Raw genomic sequence first — 15,520 nt, forward strand, 5'->3', positions numbered from 1 at the left:
GGCTCTCCGCACAAATTACATGTAAAACCCACCGTTATTTTCGGCATATTTGCCCCATATCGCGGTTTTTGGCTAAATTAACAGCAGGATTTACCGCTAATTGTGACAAAACCCCGCGATCCGCCTAAATTAACAGTAGCTTTTACCGTTAATTCATTTAGCCCCATCCCCCCGTCCACTTTATCCCGCCACATTACCTCCTAATCACTCACTAATCACTCACTAATAACTTTCTAGCCACCCCCTCACTGCCCCTCATTCCGGTCATCCCACCGTTCCACTACAGCACCCTCCATCACAAATAGTTCACCACCCCACGCACCAGCTCATATTTGACGATGCGTTCCCCCTTTCCGCGGTAAACCGGTCTCATCCATCCTTTAGCAGTAACTTTCTGCAGCATTTGAACCGCCGTTTTATGGTTTAACTCGAAATGACGTTCGACATCCACCGGACGAATTGGTCGTGCGAGCTGCACGGCAAGCCGGATGAGCTCCTTTTCCGCCAGCAAACCGCGCGTCACGGGGATATGTTCCGGGTGGTATCGGCTGAGCACCATGCGCAGCAGGTTGATGCAGAGCTCCGGGCGTTGCTCAACGTCGTCGTACGCGAAGGAGATCACCTGGTAGCCCATGGCGTGCAAGAACGTTTCGCGGTTAAGTTCGTGGCAGTATTTTTGCCGGTCCATGTCGCGGACGTGTGTAGCGTAGCCCTTAATCTCAAATAGCAGCTTTAACTCTCCGTTCCCCGGCAACCAGGCGAAGTCGGCAAAGTACGATCGCCCCCGCCAATCGCTGACCTCGTATTCCGGATGAAGGTCTTCAAAGTTGCTGCGCAGCGGCCACCATACATTCCGCAGGAACAATGCTTCCGCATGGGCATGACCACGTTCGAGCCTGCCTCGGCGTTCCCCGGATCTCCGGGCCAAATGATACTCCAGAAATGCCGTGTACTTTTCCTCAAAACTCATAGAACTCATCAGCCAATCGCCTCCTCCAATAAAAAACGCCCCGCATTAGCCCTTGCAGTTTGATCCTTAAATCGCCAGGCGCGCCATCAACCTAAAGGTCATGGTGCCAGCCCTTGAATTTGGTTCAAACTTGAGCTATACGGGACGTGCTTCGTCTTAGCTTCAGTATAGTGCCGGCAGATGGTTCCGTCCAGCGTGGGAGTACGTTAGGGATATGACCCACAGATTAATGGTGCTCGCGCCCACCCATTTTAACATTGCATTTCTCCAGCAACGGACGTAAGCTAACGAAAGGGTTTTCCAACTGGGAATTTCAACTGTTGCTTAGCGGGTTGTTTACGGTCACCTGGCGCCGAATCTTAGAGCTGAACAAGTCCACTCCCTGGTTCATTCCCACCTTCTCCCTGCATAAAGGATGAAACGAAGCGGGAATGTGCGCGTAACAATATTTAGTGTGTATAACGAAAGGGTGAACTGCATTGGAGAACGGCATGAGTGTGAAGTTGTACGAAAAATTGCCGGACGGCGAGCTGCGGGAGCTGGAAGAGCGCGTCTGGAACGCTAATATGGTCGCTGCGTTGGAGCATGTCAACTATTTGGTCGTCGGCAACCGGGAGTTTGAAACGGTGGAAGGTCGGCTGAATGTCGACGAGGGCAAGCTGGAGCTGCTGCTCGTTCCGGTTGTGCACGAATAAGCTGAGTTTTTTTCGTAGGAGGGAATGGGTCTTGGCAAAAGAAGAGGAAGCCACACGAACGGAAATCACTGCCGCACAAGAGACAACGGCGAAGGAGCCGTTCGCATCCAAATTTCTGACCCCGGAAGGGAAGCCGATCCGCGTCTTGTCCACATCGCTTGGCATCGCGCTGTTGGCGAACGCGTTTCTGATTCCGGGGGCCGGGGCTACGGCTGCGGGGAGCGATACGTCGGCCGACGAACCGAAGCTCGTTGCCTGGTCGACGGAGGAAGTAAAGCAATATTTCGACAAAAATGTAGACTGGAACATCCCGCTTCCGGCGGAGGAAGATGAAGAGGCATCTGGGGAGACCTTGGGGGGCGGCAGCGCGGACGGCGCAAACGCCTCAAACGGCTCCGGAGGCACCACCGTCATCAATCATTACGGCGGGGGATTCGGTTGGGACGATATGCTGCTGTATCACCTGCTGTTCAACAGCGGGTCCAGCTATTCGTCCAGCCGCTGGTATGACAACCACCGCGGTTATTATGCCGGAACGTCGACGCCGTACAAGCCGAAAACGTACTCCAGCGAGACGTTCCAAAATAAACAGATGGCTGGCTCCGTCGTTCGTCCGAAGACTTCGACCTCGTCGACCGGCTCCATCGTCCGGCGCTCGACCTCCTCGAAGGCGGGCGGCATCGGCGGGAAATCCAGCTCGCTGGGCTCGTCGTCGAGTTCCTCGACCGGCTCTTCCAAGAGTTCGATTTCCGGTTCGAGATCCAGCGGTACCAGCAAGGGGTTCTTCGGCGGATGACGGACGGGAACAACATTTTCGAAGTCGTGGGCCGGCCGCATCCTGACCGGAGCGAGCGGGTGGCGAAGCTGGCCGAGCTGGGGTTTACCTGGGCGGATCTCGAGGAAGAGGAGTATTGGATCGATCAGCTGGTGTTGATGCCAAAGGAGACCTATGCGGAGCTCGAGCAGGCCGCCGCTGCGCTGTGGCGCATTCTCGACAAAGCCGCACGCTACGTCCATCGCCGGCCGGATCTGTATGAGCTGATCGGGATTCCGCCGATTCTGTGGACGATGCTTGATGAGCTGCCGATCCCGGAGCCGGGATTGATTAGCCGTTACGCGCGGTTTGATTTTGCCGTGGCCAACGACGGCACGATCAAGCTGCTGGAGCTGAACGCGGATACGCCGACCGGTTACGTCGAAGCCTCGATCGCCACCCCGTGGCTGATGGAGCAGGCAGGATACGACTCGCCAAATGCGCGGATGAAAGACCTGGTCGCGGAAGCCTGGGCCATCGAGCGGCCGGATACCGTGGCTTGCGTCGATTACGGCTGGCATCTGGAGGATTCCGGAACGATTGAAGCGTTGGGACGGCACAGCGGACTGGATTTGTACTATGAGGATTGCCTGGAGCTGTGGATTGACGAAGGCACCCTGAAAAATAAGGACGGTCGTACCATTGAGCGCATGTTCGCGTTGTACCCGAAAGAATGGATGGCGGTGGACGATGCCGGCGAGGCGCTCAGCTACGCGATTGAAACCGGTCGCCTGACCATCTTCAACGGGCCGCACAGCATTTTGCTGCAATCCAAAGGCTTGCTTGCCGCCGTCTGGGGGCTTTACGAGCTGGGCTTGCTGTTTGATGCGGAGGAACGCCAGGCGATAGCGAAGTACATGCTGCCGACCTACAACAAGCCAGTCTTCGCCGGCGGCTTCGTATCCAAGTCGATGTTTGGGCGTGAAGGCGGTTCTGTCCGCTTGTTTGATGAGGAGGGCCGGCTGGAGCTGGAGGATCAGGAGGGCTTTGACAGCAGCGTCTTGTTCCCTACGGTGTATCAAAAAAGAGCCGAGCTGGCGCGAATCGATACCGTCTTCGGCGAGCGCCATTTGCTGACCGGTCTGTTCGTCCTGAACGGGACGCCTTGCGGCTTGTTGGGGCGGGCCGGCGGACCGATTACGGGCAATACCAGTCATTTTATCGCGTTAGGAGTGAAATAGATGCATAGTTCGAAGCAGCCTTGGGCGCGGCGTTTCCTCGTTACGTTGATGCTGGTGTTGTCGGTGGGCTTACTTGGAGCCTGCGGGGATACGACCAGCGTCTTCTCTACCGAGAGCGGCTCGGGGTCGGAGTTAACGACCGCTCGCGTACCTTGGGATTATAAAATCGTGGAAGCGACGGTCGGCGATCTGGTGGGCAGTGATATGACGATTTTGCCCGATAACGATCTGCTGCCGAATGACAACAATTACGCCACTGGGGATAAAATTTGGATCCTGCAGTTTATGGACGCCGAGTTGACCACGGACGAAAACCAGAAAAACGAAGTGCGCTTATCCTCCTGGACGACGCTGAAGTCTTATCCGGATCAGGCGTCTGCCGAGAAAGACCTGACCGAGCTGAAGGTATCGGTTACGACCGACGTCGACCTAGTTGGCGTGTACAAAACGGAATACCAAGGCAAAACACGGTGCTTCGCCGTGTTGGAGCTGCCAACCGGGAACCGGATCAAGCAGCCGATCGACGAAGAGCGGTATGCGGCATTAGAGAACGCGAAGACGGTGTCGGTTGTGCTGGAGGAAGTGCATGATTTTGCCGATTATGATTTGGCGTTTGCGAAATTTCGGGGGTGGGCGAATTGACGATCGTTATCAATATTGTGGTTAGTGTCGTCGTGATGATTTTGCTGCAATTGCTGGGGATGGTGGTCTTCAATTGGATGACCCCGTACCGTGACATGGAGGAGTTGAAAAAAGGCAATGTCGCCGTAGCCCTGGCGCTGGGCGGCAAATTCCTGGGCACGGCGATCATTTTGGGGGTGTCCGCCTTTACGAACACTTCCATACTACATATGGTCCTGTGGTTTGCCGTAGGTTATGTGTGCCTTGTGGCGTCGTACTGGATTTTTGAACTGGTAACCCCAGGATTTAAGATTTCCGATCAGCTGAAGCAGGGGAACGTTGCGGTAGGCACCTTGCTGTGCTTGGTGTTTATCGGCATGGCGTTTGCCGTGAGCAGCCTAATTATCTGAAGCAGGGAACAAAGTCCCGTCCGTGATCCAGCCGATCAGATAGTTGCCGATGACATTGCCCACCACCATCAGTGTAACGATGAAGGTAATGGCGGAATCGCTGGAAGAGCGATACTTCTTGGCGATCAACGCTATGACGGTCGGATAGATCGGGGTGATACCGATGCCGGCCGCTGCGAACAGGAAAGCTCCGGGTTCGCCAGCCCAGATGGCAACAAAATCAAGGAGAGCGTAAACCCGATCTTATCGGTAACCGGTCCCACCGCCAGCCGCGCGAACGTAAAGCAAAGGAAAAAAGCGGACAGCATCCCGGATGCGATTGTGGTGTTCCAGTGATATGCTCTTTCCAAAAAATTAACCAGCCAGCCGCCTACCGCCAGCTCCGACACTACGCCAAACGAAAGCACCAGCACGATCAACCAGATCGCCGGATCGTGCATCAGCTGTGTGAACGGAACCCGCTCGCCGCCCTGTTCTTCTTCGCCGGGGAACCGGCTTAGCAGCGTTGGGATCATCGGGATCACCGAGAGGGACAGCATGATTAAGTACATGCCGCTCCAATCAAGTGTATGCCCGCCAATCGAGACGGTCATCAGCCCCGAGGCGATCAACGGTGCTACCGTTGAACTCAGCCCGTAGAAGAAGTGGGCGAGGTTCATCATCGTACCGGTGTTGCCGACAAAAATGCGGGCGGCCAAGATAGCGAGCGCGATCTCGAGCATCCCGTTGCCGATGTACATCAGGAAATAGGAGCCCGATAACGCCGGGAAGCTGCATGATGCAAAGATGAGGATCCCAGCCGCGGCCATGGAACCAAAGGCGAGCATCGTCACCGTTTTGGCGCCCCATTTGCGTGTTAAATAAGCCGTGAAGGAGCAAGCCAGCAGATACCCCAGCGAGTTGAGCGACAAGAGCGTGCCAATCTGCATCTCGTCGAGGCCGAAGTCGGTTTGGATGCGCGGGATCGCGGGTCCTTTAATATTTTCCGAGAAGCCAAAGATCAAGAAACCGATAAAGACCGTTAACAGTTGGAATACATAATTTCGTTTGGAAGAAGCGGCGCGGGGGTTGGCGTCGGCGGAAGCGGCCGGTGTTTTCTCCGCATCGAGCTGTGTTTGCGCTTTCAAGGGGAAGCCCTTCTGATGTCAGGCAAATCGTAACACACTTTTGGGCTTCGATCTATCCCCGGCCCCCAAAACACCCGCCTACCACACGCTTGTTCAGCGGCGTAAACGGGTGCTTTACCATCTTAATGGTTAATATCGCATTTGTTCATGATAAACTTGATTTGGTTTTCGAGCCGGTTGATTTTCTCCTGCGTCTCCTGATCGGCGTGGCCCAAGCCTCGCATCTCGGCAAGTTCTTGCTTCAACCGGTGCAGGTCCTCGCCTGCGTTGGCGCAGTTATAGTCACTCTCGAGATTTTCCAGCATGCTGATCTCCTCCATTGGTTACTCCGTGATTCTTTCCTATTATGGAGGGTTTAGGTTGGGCTTATTCAGATTGTTCGGGTTGAACGGAGCCGCCGCCAATTTTGCGGAGAAACTCGTTGATGTGTCGGTGCATGGAAATGACGTCCTCCACCTCGGCATGGGTGCCTTCAAACAGCCGCATCGGTACGGTGCAGGCTTTGTCCTTCAAGGCTTTGCCCTCATCGGTTAACGCGATGATGACGTTGCGTTCGTCGGATTTGTCGCGCGTCCGGGTGACTAGGTTCATGTGCTCCAGCTTTTTGAGCAGCGGAGTTAAGGTGCCCGAGTCAAGGTATAGCATCGAACCCAGCTCCTTCACCGTGATCCCGTCCCGCTCCCACAACGCGAGCAACGTAATGTATTGCGTATAGGTCAAGCCGAGTTCCGACAGCAAAGGCCGGTACAGCTTCATAATCTCCCGGGAGCAAGTATAAAAAGCAAAGCAAAGCTGATTCTCCAGCTTCAACATTTCGTCTGTATTCATCCATATCCACCTGCCATTTAATTGCATACAATGTAATTGCTGTTGAGCCATTATAGCATTGCTTCTTCTTTTACGTAAAGAGAAGAGGTCGAAATTGACACGCACATAAATATTGTATACAATTAAATTACACTTAATTAAATTAGTGTTGGAGGTGCCATGGATGTCATTATTCGATATTGAAGTCAAAACAATTCAAGGCCAAGTGCAAACGCTGGAGCCTTATCGCGGCCAAGTGATGCTGATTGTGAATACGGCGACCAAATGCGGGTTTGCTCCGCAATTTAAAGGGCTGCAGAAGCTGCACGATACGTACAAGGACCAAGGCTTCACGGTGTTAGGTTTTCCTTCAAGCCAGTTCGCCAACCAGGAGCTCGGGACAGATGAAGAGGTGGCACAGGCTTGCGAGCTGAATTTCGGCGTGTCGTTCCCGTTATTTTCGAAAATCGATGTGAATGGAAAGAACGCTCATCCGCTGTTCAAGCATTTGACCAAGGAAGCCCCGGGCTTGCTGGGCTCCAAGTCGATCAAATGGAACTTTACGAAGTTCCTTGTGGATCGGGACGGCAAGGTTGTTAAGCGTTTCGCACCAACAGATGAACCTGAGAGCATCGAGGGGCAGATTCGCGAGCTGCTTGGGGTTTAAGTCAACGTGGCGCAGCGCGGAAACGACCGAGATCCTATTGCGTAACTTTTTCTCCTGTGTCACACTAGTATCAATAGAGCAACTTACGTGAGGCAAAGCCTGCCCCGTTTCCTTTCTAAGATGGAGAGGAGCGGGGCTTTTTATTTTTTACTATGGATATGTAGGGAGGGTTTCAAATGGGATTCGAAGCGGAACATGATACCTGGCTGCAAGAGCATATGAAACGAAGAACGGGGGAGCGCCTGGATGCACTTCGGCGAGGGTATGGTTATGGGAATCGGTTGTTCGTCGAGCGGATTTGGTGGCCGCTGGTGGGACACTTTGACGGATTGCATCCCGAATACGAGGTGAAGGATTGGCGGGGGAGATCCTACTTTGCAGATTTTATGTGGGAGGTTGGAACTGCACGGGTCGTGTTTGAAATTATGGATTACGGCTCTCATGGCACGGATCGAACGAAATATCGGATGGATTTGAACAGGGGGCTGTTTTTGCAGTCCCAAGGCTTTCAGATCTACTACATTGCATTGGATGAGATGAAGGAGAACCCTGCGTTTATCCTCTCCTCCTTGCGGAGTATTCTGGCACCGTATTTATCTGTCGTTCAGGGGGGATCCCTGGATGTGACGCCGCGGGCCTACACTAAGATTGAAAGGGAGCTCATGCGTGCCGCCATTCGCCATCATCGGGTCATTCGCCCAACCGAGGTGGCGCGAGAACTGGAGCTGCACACGTTGACAGTCATTAAGTACTGCCGAATCCTCGTGGAAAAAGGGAAGTTCCGCGCCATAGCCAAAGGGAGCTCCGGACGCGTCACTTCATATGAGTATGTGGGTTCGTTGCTGAGCCCGGATTTGGTGTGAGTGGCGGGTTGGCGCTGATTTGGGGAAATGTATTCGAAAAATCATATACATTTGGGCCTCAGTGGATGGAAATGGCCCAATATATATGAAAAATCATATATATTAGGCCGAATTGAGAGCGAAGTGGTGAAATGTATTCGAAATTTCATATAGAATGAGCGATTTGGCGGGGATTCGAGGAAATGTATTCGAAAAATCATATAGAATGAGGGCCAGATCCAGCATCAGTTCAGAGACGGCGTCAGCACCAGAGCGGAACAAGAGCTGCACCAGAGCGACACCAGAACCCACGCCAAGGCCAGGTCCATACCAAGACCTAGTTCAAGCTTAGGGCAAGACAAAGTATACTGGCCGGGGATGGCTGCTGATGATTTAGGGCTAGACCAGCTTCTTCCGCAGGTAACCGGACATCCAGTCCACGAGAGTGATCATCGCGATGATTCCGAGCAGGATGATGCCAACGCGCTCCCAATCCCGCGAGCTCAGGGCGAAGATCAGCGGGGTGCCGATGCCGCCGGCACCGATGACGCCAAGGATCGTCGCGGAGCGCAGGTTGATCTCGAACCGGTACAGCGTGTAGGACAGGAATCCCGGCAGCACTTGGGGGAGCACAGCAAACCACAGGATTTGCAGGCGGTTCGCCCCGGCTGCGATCAACGCTTCGGCGGGACCGTGATCCATGTTCTCGATTTCGTCGGCGAACAGCTTGCCGAGCATGCCGACCGAGTGCAGCCCAAGCGCCAGCACACCAGCAAAAGCGTTAGGTCCCACCGCTTTGATGAACAGCAGCGCCATCACGATTTCCGGGAAGGTGCGGACAAAGCTGAGCAGCATTTTGCCTGAGCCGGATACGAAACGCGACTTGCCCCGATTGGCCGCCGCCCAGAAGGCGAACGGCAGGCAGACCAGTGTGGAAACGAACGTGCCCAGGATCGAGATGGTTAGGGTCTCCAGCAGGCCGCGCAGCAGATCCTCCCCGTCCGGCAAATAGACGTAATCCCAATCTGGCGAGAACAAGCCCGAGAGGATCGACTTTGTAATTTGGCCGGCCGTTTGTTTGATTCCGTCAAATGGGATTCCAGCAAAAGCCCATACATAGAGAAGAAGGAGCAGGATATAGATCAGCCAGCGGTAACGGTTCTTTTTGGGCTTCGGCACTTTGTGCTGCCAAGTCGTTGTGTTTGTCGTCATAATAATTTCTCCCGCAGTTTAGTGCTTGCATAATCGATCAACAGGACGACCGCGAGCGTAAACAAGATGATCATGCACGTCTTGTCATACTCCAGGAAACCTAAAGTGACTTCGTAATAATGTCCGATCCCGCCGGCCCCAACCAGACCCAGCACCGCCGCGGCGCGAATGTTAATTTCGAACGTGTACAACACGTAAGAAATAAAATGGGCCTGAATCTGCGGCACAACGCCAAAGGCGATCCGCTGGACGGGCGTGGCCCCGACGGCCGTCATCGCTTCCAGCGGCCCGCGGTCAATCGTCTCCAGCGCTTCGTATGTCAGTTTGGCGATCAGGCCAAACGAGAAGACGGTCAGCGCCATGATGCCGGGAAGCGGGCCGAGCCCAAAGATGGCGACGAAAATGGCCGCCAGCAGCAGGTCTGGAATCGTCCGCACGAGGTTCAGTAAGAAGCGGACGGGCTGGTAGATCCAAGCGCTGCGGCTGAGGTTAGAGGCGCAGAGCAGCGCCACCGGTACGGCGAGGATCGCGCCAGACGTCGTGCCGATCAGCGCCATGCGGATCGTCTCTAGCATCGCCGGAACGATATTGTCGAAGTAGCTCCACTTCGGCGGGAACATCTCCCGCAGCAGATCCAGCATGTTCGGCGAGCCCTGGATCAGCTTGCCCCACGAGGCGTCGGTGTCCACAGCGCTGCCCCACAGCAGGAGCAGAATGATCACAGCGGTCAAATAATGCCTCAGCTTGCTGGGGGCCTGGGGCCAATTCCGATTAAAGCCGGCTTGGCCGGACGGGTTAGTGCTTAGACTGGCGTTAATGTTAGCGTTGGTGTAGGCGTTAGTATTGGTCTTAGTGTCGGTGCTCGTACTGACATGGGCATCAGCGCTAGGAGCAATATTTGCTCCAGCTTTGGTCTTCGTATCGGTGCTTGGACGTGGATTCGTGTGCATCAAGCCTGCGCCTCCAGCACTTGCGGCCCCGGGAGTCGGCTGGCCAACAGCTCTTCCCGGTCGATCGCGCGGCCGTAAATTTCCGCGAACCGCTCGTCCGTCGCCTCCGACACAGGTCCGTCGAAGACAACCTGGCCCGCGCGGAGCCCGATAATGCGCGTGGCATAGCTGCGCGCCAAGTCGATAAAATGCAGGTTAACGATCGTCGTTATGCCGAGCTCGACGTTAATGCGCTTCAAATCATCCATGACCTGCTTGGTCGTCAAGGGATCCAGGGACGCCACGGGCTCGTCGGCGAGGATGATTTTGGCCTCCTGCGCCAATACGCGGGCGATCGCCACCCGCTGCTGCTGTCCGCCGGAGAGCTGGTCGGCCCGGACGTAGGCTTTTTCCACGATGTTCACGCGCTCCAGCGCCTGAAAAGCTAACTCCACATCCGCCTCCGGAAAACGGCCAAACAGGGTGCGCAGCGTGGAATGGTAGCCGACCCGGCCAGCCAGCACGTTGCGCAACACGGAGGAGCGCTTTACGAGATTGAAGCTTTGGAAGATCATGCCGATGTCGCGGCGAATCATCCGCAGCGGCTTGCCGGTGGCTTGCGTGATCGACTTGCCGTCGATGAGGATATCGCCTTCCGAAATGTCGTGCAGCCGGTTGATGGACCGCAGCAGCGTCGATTTGCCGGCACCGGACAAGCCCACGATGGCTACGAATTCGCCGGGCTCGATTTTTAGGTTGATTTGATCCAGACCTTTGGTGCCGTTCGGATACGTTTTTGTTACATTGCGCAGTTCTATCACGTTTGGGCTCCTTTTTCACAAAAAATAATCTGGAAAAACGCACAGCCAGCCGGGAGCATACAGTGCTCCGACTGGCTTGCAGGGGCTATTCGTCAAATTTCGTACAATTGCCTATTCCGTTTTCACTTTCTCGTTATACTCGCGGACGATGTCGAACACGCTGTCGTTGGAATCGACATAGCCTTCATGCGTGTAGATATCCGCGATGATTTGGTGCCCTTCCGGATCTTTGCCGATCTCGATAAAGGCATCCTTCAGCTTTTGCGCCCATTCGGCGCTCATGTCGGAACGGACGGAGATCGTATCGTTTGGAATCGGCTCCGTGTACGTCAGCACGCGAGTGTCTTCGAACACGGTTGGATAATCCTTCACGACCGTGTTCCGGGCATCCTGGAAGATCGCCGCAGCATCGACATCGCCGTTCAGGACCGCGATAACGCCTTGGTCATGGCCTTTCACCGTGATCGGCTCCACGTCGGACAGCGGATCCAAGCCAGCTTCTTGTAGCTTGGCGGCCGGCCAGACATAACCGGCGGAAGACGTTACGTTTTGGTAGGCGATTTTTTTGCCTTTCAGGTCGGCCACGGACTGGATGTCGGAATCTTTCTTGACGATAATCATCGCTTTGTAGAAATCTACCAGTTCATCCGTTGGTGCACCGGTCTCATCTTGTACCCCGAAACGCTGTGCTTGCAAAATGACCTCGGCGGCACCTTTTTCTTTGGCCAGCACGTAAGCCGTGGGAGGCAGGAAGCCGACATCCACTTGCTTGGAAGCCATCGCTTCAATGATCGTATTGTAGTCAGTCGACACGCTGACTTTAACCGGAACGCCCAGACGGTCGGACAGCAGCTTCTCGAGCGGCTTCGCTTTAGCTTCCAGCGTATCAGCGTTTTGCGAAGGCACAAATTGGACGGTCAGCGTTTCAGGAACGTAGCCAGTATCTGCGGACGTGTCAGCCGCATTCGTGGATGCGTTGGATCCGGCATTGGAAGACGCAGCATTCGATTGACCGGATTCGGCCGATGCATTTCCGCTAGTGTTCGCCGGAGCGTTGTTTGCACAAGCGCTCAGGATCACGGAGATTGTCAAAAATAAAGGCAAAACAAACTTACCCATCTTCTTCAAGCGTATGACCTCCACTATTCTCATTTTTAGGTTCGTGACTACTATAAAAAAGATTTATTAACCTGCCGTCAGCGGAATGGTGGAAGTATGTAAAAATTCCATTTTTTCAGGAGTTTACAAAACTCGCGATCTTCGTTGCTAGAATGAGGAGTGCAATGAATTGGAATCCGAGGTGAAGGTGATGGAACAACATACGGAACGTGGTGCTGGTGCGATCTCATCGTGGCAGGAGGAAGTTCTCTGTAAAATCCTGGTCACCAGCGACATCCACGGCTTTATTTATCCAACAGATTACCGTACGACGGAGGAACGGCCGCTGGGTCTGGCCAAGCTGGCTACGCTCATTCGGCGCGAGCGCGCCCATACGCCCGACTTGCTGCTGATCGATAACGGGGATGCCATTCAGGGGACGCCGCTGTGCACGTTTCACGTCAAAAATCACCCCCACGACGTTCATCCGTCCATCAGGGTGATGAACCTGTTGGGGTATGACGCCGCGGTACCAGGGAACCACGAGTTCAATTACGGGCAAGAGTTGCTAGGGAAGGCGATAAAGGATGCCCGATTTCCGTGGTTGTCGGCGGGGATATTGGATGAGGGGTCGGGAGAATCGGCGTTTGGTAAGCCCTACGTGATAAAGACCACCCAGGAGGGCGTGCGAATCGCCATCTTGGGTGTCACAACCCACTATATCCCGCATTGGGAGCACCCCCGGCACATCCCGGGTTGGACGTTTCAGGATGCACTCGAGACGGTGAAAGCCTGGGTTCCCCGCATCCGGGAAGCGGAGCAACCGGATTTGCTGGTGGTCAGCTATCACGGCGGGTTCGAGCGGGATTTGGCGACGGGAGCGCCAACGGAACGGTTAACCGGAGAAAATCAGGGCTACGCGATGTGCCTCGAAGTGCCGGGCATCGACGTGTTGATCACGGGCCATCAGCATCGGATGATCGCGGGCGAAGTCGGCGGGGTCACGGTGCTCCAGCCGGGGACAGGCGGACAAGCGTTGGGGCAAATCACCGTCCGCTTCAAGCGCGGGGCTGACGGACGCTGGATCGTCCGCGAGAAAACGGCGGAGCTGCTCGTTCCGGATGCCGCCGTGGAGGCAGATGCAGAGGTGCTGGAGCTGGTGCGGCCGCTGGAATCGGCTACGCAGGCTTGGCTCGACCAGCCGATCGGCCGGGTGGAGGGGGATATGACGATCGAAAGCCCGCTCGCCTGCCGCTTGGCGGATCATCCGTTTATGGAGTTTGTTAACCGGGTTCAGATGGAGGCAGCTGGAGTAGACGTCTCCAATGCAGCGTTGCTGAGCGAGGCATCCAAAGGGTTTGCCGGCAGCATCACGTTGCGGGACGTACTGACGAACTTCATGTACCCGAACACGTTAACCGTCCTGCGTTTGACCGGGAAGGATATCCGGGAGGCGCTGGAGCAGACGGCGAACTATTTTGTTATGGGTGAGGATGGCGAAATCGCGGTGAATCCGGCATACTCTCGGCCGAAGGCGCAGCATTACAATTACGACATGTGGGAGGGCATTGAATACGAGCTTGACATCACCCGGCCTGTAGGGCAACGGGTCGTGAAGCTGACCCGGAACGGAGCGCCGCTGCAAGACGACACCGTGGTTGACGTCGTGATGAACAATTACCGCGCCAGTGGGGGCGGCGATTACGAGATGTACCGAGGCAAGCCGGTGATTCGCGAGATCCAGACCGACATGGCGGAGCTGGTGGCGGAGTACATTCAGCGGCACGGTACGATTTATGCGTCATGTGATGGGAACTGGAGAGTGATTAAGGGATCGTCTACCGGAGCTGGCGAAACGGCATTTCGCCCACGCCCACTTCCGCTCCCGTGAGGCAGGCGGTCATTACGGAAATGAAGCAGCTGGAACGGGCCGCTGCCCTTGCGGGAGTGGCTCCGCAGGCCCTCATCAACCCCATCGTTGAGGTGGGAGCGGGTTGGGGAACATTGGCCTTGGCCCTAGCGAAGGCGAATCCGAATTGGAGATGGATTATTTAACGGAGCACGGACTTGCCGGATCCATCGATTAGCCTGAATAACCGTACCTCTCTGCCGTGCCTTACATCACCTTCTCCATCCCCAATTGCCCAAATTTCCGGAACAGTGACGCGCGGCTCATCACCAGCTTCACCGGAATCAGCTTGTCCGCATGGCCGGTGATCCGTTTGCGATGGCTCGGATGAAAGACGGTGAGCAGCAACCGCAGATAGGTGGTCGTCAATGTCCGGAAGGCCCCCTGTTCAACGTGGTGCGTTTCGAAGCCCAACCCATGCGTGATGCCCCGATGCAGCAACGTAATCCCTTGCAGCGCCTTCACCTGACTAAGCTGCGGGTTGCTTTGCATTTCGGCGCAGATTTGCGACATCGCGTTTTTTGCAAGCCGGGCGACCTTCAAGGCGACCCGGTTCGCCTCATTGGATTGCAGCATGGCGAGGATTTGGCGGTTATCCAAATGCAGCTCCCCAATCCAATCCCCGTCCTGAATCCACGTCCCGTCCTCGCATTGCATGCTTTTGCCGCGGTATTGGGTGACAAACATTTTGCAGATGCCGAACTCTCCGGCGTACTTGGAGCGCAGTCGGCTAAACAGCTCAAATACCCGCTCCCAGCCCATCCAAACCGTTTGGACGGATTGCTTCATGATCGTTTTCACTTGCATGGAATGTCCTCACTTTCTTTTTTAAATCGTGAAGTGCTTAGATGTCTGCATCTAGACCAGCCCGGCGCTTAAAACAACGAGGAGGGCAGTCATGGCTCCAAGTAAGCCGCCCGCCAGCACATCGGAGGGGTAATGGACGCCAAGGTAAATTCGCGACAGGCCAACGATAAAAGCAAGCGGCAGAAGCAGTTGCGCCAGACCCGGAGCCGCGTATAGGAGCGGGATAAACGTCGAAAAAGCGGCCGTTGTGTGCCCGGATGGGAACGAGTAGTCCTTGAGCGGGTGGATGGAGATCCTTGCATTCTGCAACGCTTCGTATGGGCGCGTACGCTGGAATCGCTTCTTAATCACTACCGCAAGCAGATGGCTAACGGTTAGAGCGATCAGGCTGTGCCATCCTGCCCGTTGCCATGAACCCGTGGTGAAGAGGACCACAGAAAGGGTTAAAGCGATCGTAAACGCAGCACTCCCCAGATGAGTAAGTCCTTTCAGAATCCGATCCAGCCACGGGTGACTCAGCGAATGATTGCACCACCGAAACAGCCGGTTATCGTACTCGCGCAGCCGAAGATAATAGCGATGTTTCATACCAACCCCTCCAATCCCTGAA

Annotated in this window: 18 protein-coding genes and 1 pseudogene; 9 read left to right on the forward strand and 10 right to left on the reverse strand. The window is 55.1% G+C overall.

All coding sequences use genetic code 11. The features are described 5' to 3' along the window. Positions 1–295: 295 nt before the first annotated feature. A complete protein-coding gene (locus POTG_RS04105; RefSeq protein ID WP_036644286.1) occupies positions 296–970 on the reverse strand; it encodes a hypothetical protein in 675 nt (224 codons plus the stop codon). A gap of 491 nt (positions 971–1,461) precedes the next feature. Between POTG_RS04105 and POTG_RS04110 the strand changes: the two genes are divergently transcribed. The 5 genes from POTG_RS04110 to POTG_RS04130 are packed head-to-tail and all read left to right on the forward strand — an operon-like array spanning position 1,462 to position 4,691. Next, positions 1,462–1,665: a hypothetical protein gene (locus POTG_RS04110; RefSeq protein ID WP_036644144.1), complete on the forward strand. Its 204-nt coding sequence runs from the start codon at positions 1,462–1,464 to the stop codon at positions 1,663–1,665. A 31-nt stretch (positions 1,666–1,696) separates the two neighbouring features. Continuing rightward, the gene (locus POTG_RS04115; RefSeq protein ID WP_009223541.1) at positions 1,697–2,461 is read left to right on the forward strand and encodes a hypothetical protein; all 765 of its coding nucleotides are present in this window, start codon (positions 1,697–1,699) and stop codon (positions 2,459–2,461) included. Continuing rightward, positions 2,458–3,660 (forward strand): glutathionylspermidine synthase family protein, encoded by a 1,203-nt coding sequence (locus POTG_RS04120; RefSeq protein WP_009223542.1) that lies wholly within the window; start codon positions 2,458–2,460, stop codon positions 3,658–3,660. The genes POTG_RS04115 and POTG_RS04120 overlap by 4 nt, the downstream gene beginning before the upstream one ends. After that, positions 3,661–4,302 (forward strand): hypothetical protein, encoded by a 642-nt coding sequence (locus tag POTG_RS04125; RefSeq protein ID WP_009223543.1) that lies wholly within the window; start codon positions 3,661–3,663, stop codon positions 4,300–4,302. Continuing rightward, positions 4,299–4,691 (forward strand): DUF350 domain-containing protein, encoded by a 393-nt coding sequence (locus POTG_RS04130; RefSeq protein ID WP_036644146.1) that lies wholly within the window; start codon positions 4,299–4,301, stop codon positions 4,689–4,691. Before POTG_RS04125 ends, POTG_RS04130 begins: the two co-directional genes overlap by 4 nt. 15 nt (positions 4,692–4,706) lie before the next feature. Here the strand turns inward: POTG_RS04130 and POTG_RS04135 are convergent. The 3 genes and pseudogenes from POTG_RS04135 to POTG_RS04145 form a co-directional block, all read right to left on the reverse strand. Further along, positions 4,707–5,719 (reverse strand): annotated as a pseudogene (locus POTG_RS04135) (MFS transporter); the annotation flags it as partial. Between the two features lie 221 nt (positions 5,720–5,940). Beyond that, positions 5,941–6,123 (reverse strand): hypothetical protein, encoded by a 183-nt coding sequence (locus tag POTG_RS04140; protein ID WP_036644291.1) that lies wholly within the window; start codon positions 6,121–6,123, stop codon positions 5,941–5,943. 61 nt (positions 6,124–6,184) lie between these two features. Then, positions 6,185–6,646 (reverse strand): MarR family winged helix-turn-helix transcriptional regulator, encoded by a 462-nt coding sequence (locus tag POTG_RS04145; RefSeq protein ID WP_009223547.1) that lies wholly within the window; start codon positions 6,644–6,646, stop codon positions 6,185–6,187. Positions 6,647–6,809: 163 nt separating this feature from the next. Between POTG_RS04145 and POTG_RS04150 the strand changes: the two genes are divergently transcribed. Together POTG_RS04150 and POTG_RS04155 are read left to right on the forward strand one after the other, a co-directional pair. Beyond that, positions 6,810–7,292: a glutathione peroxidase gene (locus POTG_RS04150; protein ID WP_009223548.1), complete on the forward strand. Its 483-nt coding sequence runs from the start codon at positions 6,810–6,812 to the stop codon at positions 7,290–7,292. A gap of 176 nt (positions 7,293–7,468) precedes the next feature. Then, on the forward strand, positions 7,469–8,155 hold the full coding sequence (locus POTG_RS04155; protein WP_009223549.1) for a hypothetical protein: 687 nt from the start codon (positions 7,469–7,471) through the stop codon (positions 8,153–8,155). 378 nt (positions 8,156–8,533) lie between these two features. Here POTG_RS04155 and phnE (POTG_RS04160) read toward each other — a convergent pair whose 3' ends face one another. The 4 genes from phnE (POTG_RS04160) to POTG_RS04175 all read right to left on the reverse strand — a co-directional run bounded on the left by phnE (POTG_RS04160) (position 8,534) and on the right by POTG_RS04175 (position 12,224). Then, the gene (gene phnE, locus POTG_RS04160) at positions 8,534–9,346 is read right to left on the reverse strand and encodes a phosphonate ABC transporter, permease protein PhnE (protein WP_009223550.1); all 813 of its coding nucleotides are present in this window, start codon (positions 9,344–9,346) and stop codon (positions 8,534–8,536) included. Next, positions 9,343–10,296 (reverse strand): phosphonate ABC transporter, permease protein PhnE, encoded by a 954-nt coding sequence (gene phnE, locus POTG_RS04165; protein ID WP_009223551.1) that lies wholly within the window; start codon positions 10,294–10,296, stop codon positions 9,343–9,345. The genes phnE (POTG_RS04160) and phnE (POTG_RS04165) overlap by 4 nt, the downstream gene beginning before the upstream one ends. Further along, positions 10,296–11,096 carry a phosphonate ABC transporter ATP-binding protein gene (phnC, locus tag POTG_RS04170; RefSeq protein WP_009223552.1) on the reverse strand — a complete coding sequence of 267 codons (801 nt, stop codon included), beginning with the start codon at positions 11,094–11,096 and terminating at the stop codon, positions 10,296–10,298. Before phnC ends, phnE (POTG_RS04165) begins: the two co-directional genes overlap by 1 nt. A gap of 111 nt (positions 11,097–11,207) precedes the next feature. Next, positions 11,208–12,224, reverse strand: a complete 1,017-nt coding sequence (locus tag POTG_RS04175; RefSeq protein ID WP_009223553.1) for a phosphate/phosphite/phosphonate ABC transporter substrate-binding protein — start codon at positions 12,222–12,224, stop codon at positions 11,208–11,210. 181 nt (positions 12,225–12,405) lie between these two features. On the opposite strand from POTG_RS04175, the gene POTG_RS04180 reads away from it, so the two are divergent. Then, entirely contained in the window at positions 12,406–14,085 is a 1,680-nt protein-coding gene (locus tag POTG_RS04180) for a bifunctional metallophosphatase/5'-nucleotidase (RefSeq protein WP_050769695.1), read from the forward strand. 20 nt (positions 14,086–14,105) lie between these two features. Next, positions 14,106–14,249 carry a class I SAM-dependent methyltransferase gene (locus POTG_RS23590; RefSeq protein ID WP_157273307.1) on the forward strand — a complete coding sequence of 48 codons (144 nt, stop codon included), beginning with the start codon at positions 14,106–14,108 and terminating at the stop codon, positions 14,247–14,249. A gap of 61 nt (positions 14,250–14,310) precedes the next feature. On the opposite strand, the gene POTG_RS04185 is transcribed toward POTG_RS23590, so the two are convergent. Beyond that, positions 14,311–14,910 (reverse strand): YkoP family protein, encoded by a 600-nt coding sequence (locus POTG_RS04185; protein ID WP_009223556.1) that lies wholly within the window; start codon positions 14,908–14,910, stop codon positions 14,311–14,313. 51 nt (positions 14,911–14,961) lie between these two features. After that, positions 14,962–15,498: a phosphatase PAP2 family protein gene (locus tag POTG_RS04190; protein ID WP_009223557.1), complete on the reverse strand. Its 537-nt coding sequence runs from the start codon at positions 15,496–15,498 to the stop codon at positions 14,962–14,964. Between the last annotated feature and the right edge of the window lie 22 nt (positions 15,499–15,520).

This window comes from Paenibacillus sp. oral taxon 786 str. D14, from assembly GCF_000159955.1.
GTDB lineage: Bacteria > Bacillota > Bacilli > Paenibacillales > Paenibacillaceae > Fontibacillus > Fontibacillus phoenicis.

Coding starts and splice junctions, on each gene's coding strand:
- POTG_RS04105 (WP_036644286.1), bottom strand. CDS start 970: ATGAGTTTTGAGGAAAAGTACACGGCATTTCTGGAGTATCATTTGGCC.
- POTG_RS04110 (WP_036644144.1), top strand. CDS start 1,462: ATGAGTGTGAAGTTGTACGAAAAATTGCCGGACGGCGAGCTGCGGGAG.
- POTG_RS04120 (WP_009223542.1), top strand. CDS start 2,458: ATGACGGACGGGAACAACATTTTCGAAGTCGTGGGCCGGCCGCATCCT.
- POTG_RS04125 (WP_009223543.1), top strand. CDS start 3,661: ATGCATAGTTCGAAGCAGCCTTGGGCGCGGCGTTTCCTCGTTACGTTG.
- POTG_RS04140 (WP_036644291.1), bottom strand. CDS start 6,123: ATGCTGGAAAATCTCGAGAGTGACTATAACTGCGCCAACGCAGGCGAG.
- POTG_RS04145 (WP_009223547.1), bottom strand. CDS start 6,646: ATGAATACAGACGAAATGTTGAAGCTGGAGAATCAGCTTTGCTTTGCT.
- POTG_RS04150 (WP_009223548.1), top strand. CDS start 6,810: ATGTCATTATTCGATATTGAAGTCAAAACAATTCAAGGCCAAGTGCAA.
- POTG_RS04155 (WP_009223549.1), top strand. CDS start 7,469: ATGGGATTCGAAGCGGAACATGATACCTGGCTGCAAGAGCATATGAAA.
- phnE (WP_009223550.1), bottom strand. CDS start 9,346: ATGACGACAAACACAACGACTTGGCAGCACAAAGTGCCGAAGCCCAAA.
- phnE (WP_009223551.1), bottom strand. CDS start 10,296: ATGCACACGAATCCACGTCCAAGCACCGATACGAAGACCAAAGCTGGA.
- POTG_RS04180 (WP_050769695.1), top strand. CDS start 12,406: ATGGAACAACATACGGAACGTGGTGCTGGTGCGATCTCATCGTGGCAG.
- POTG_RS23590 (WP_157273307.1), top strand. CDS start 14,106: ATGAAGCAGCTGGAACGGGCCGCTGCCCTTGCGGGAGTGGCTCCGCAG.
- POTG_RS04185 (WP_009223556.1), bottom strand. CDS start 14,910: ATGCAAGTGAAAACGATCATGAAGCAATCCGTCCAAACGGTTTGGATG.
- POTG_RS04190 (WP_009223557.1), bottom strand. CDS start 15,498: ATGAAACATCGCTATTATCTTCGGCTGCGCGAGTACGATAACCGGCTG.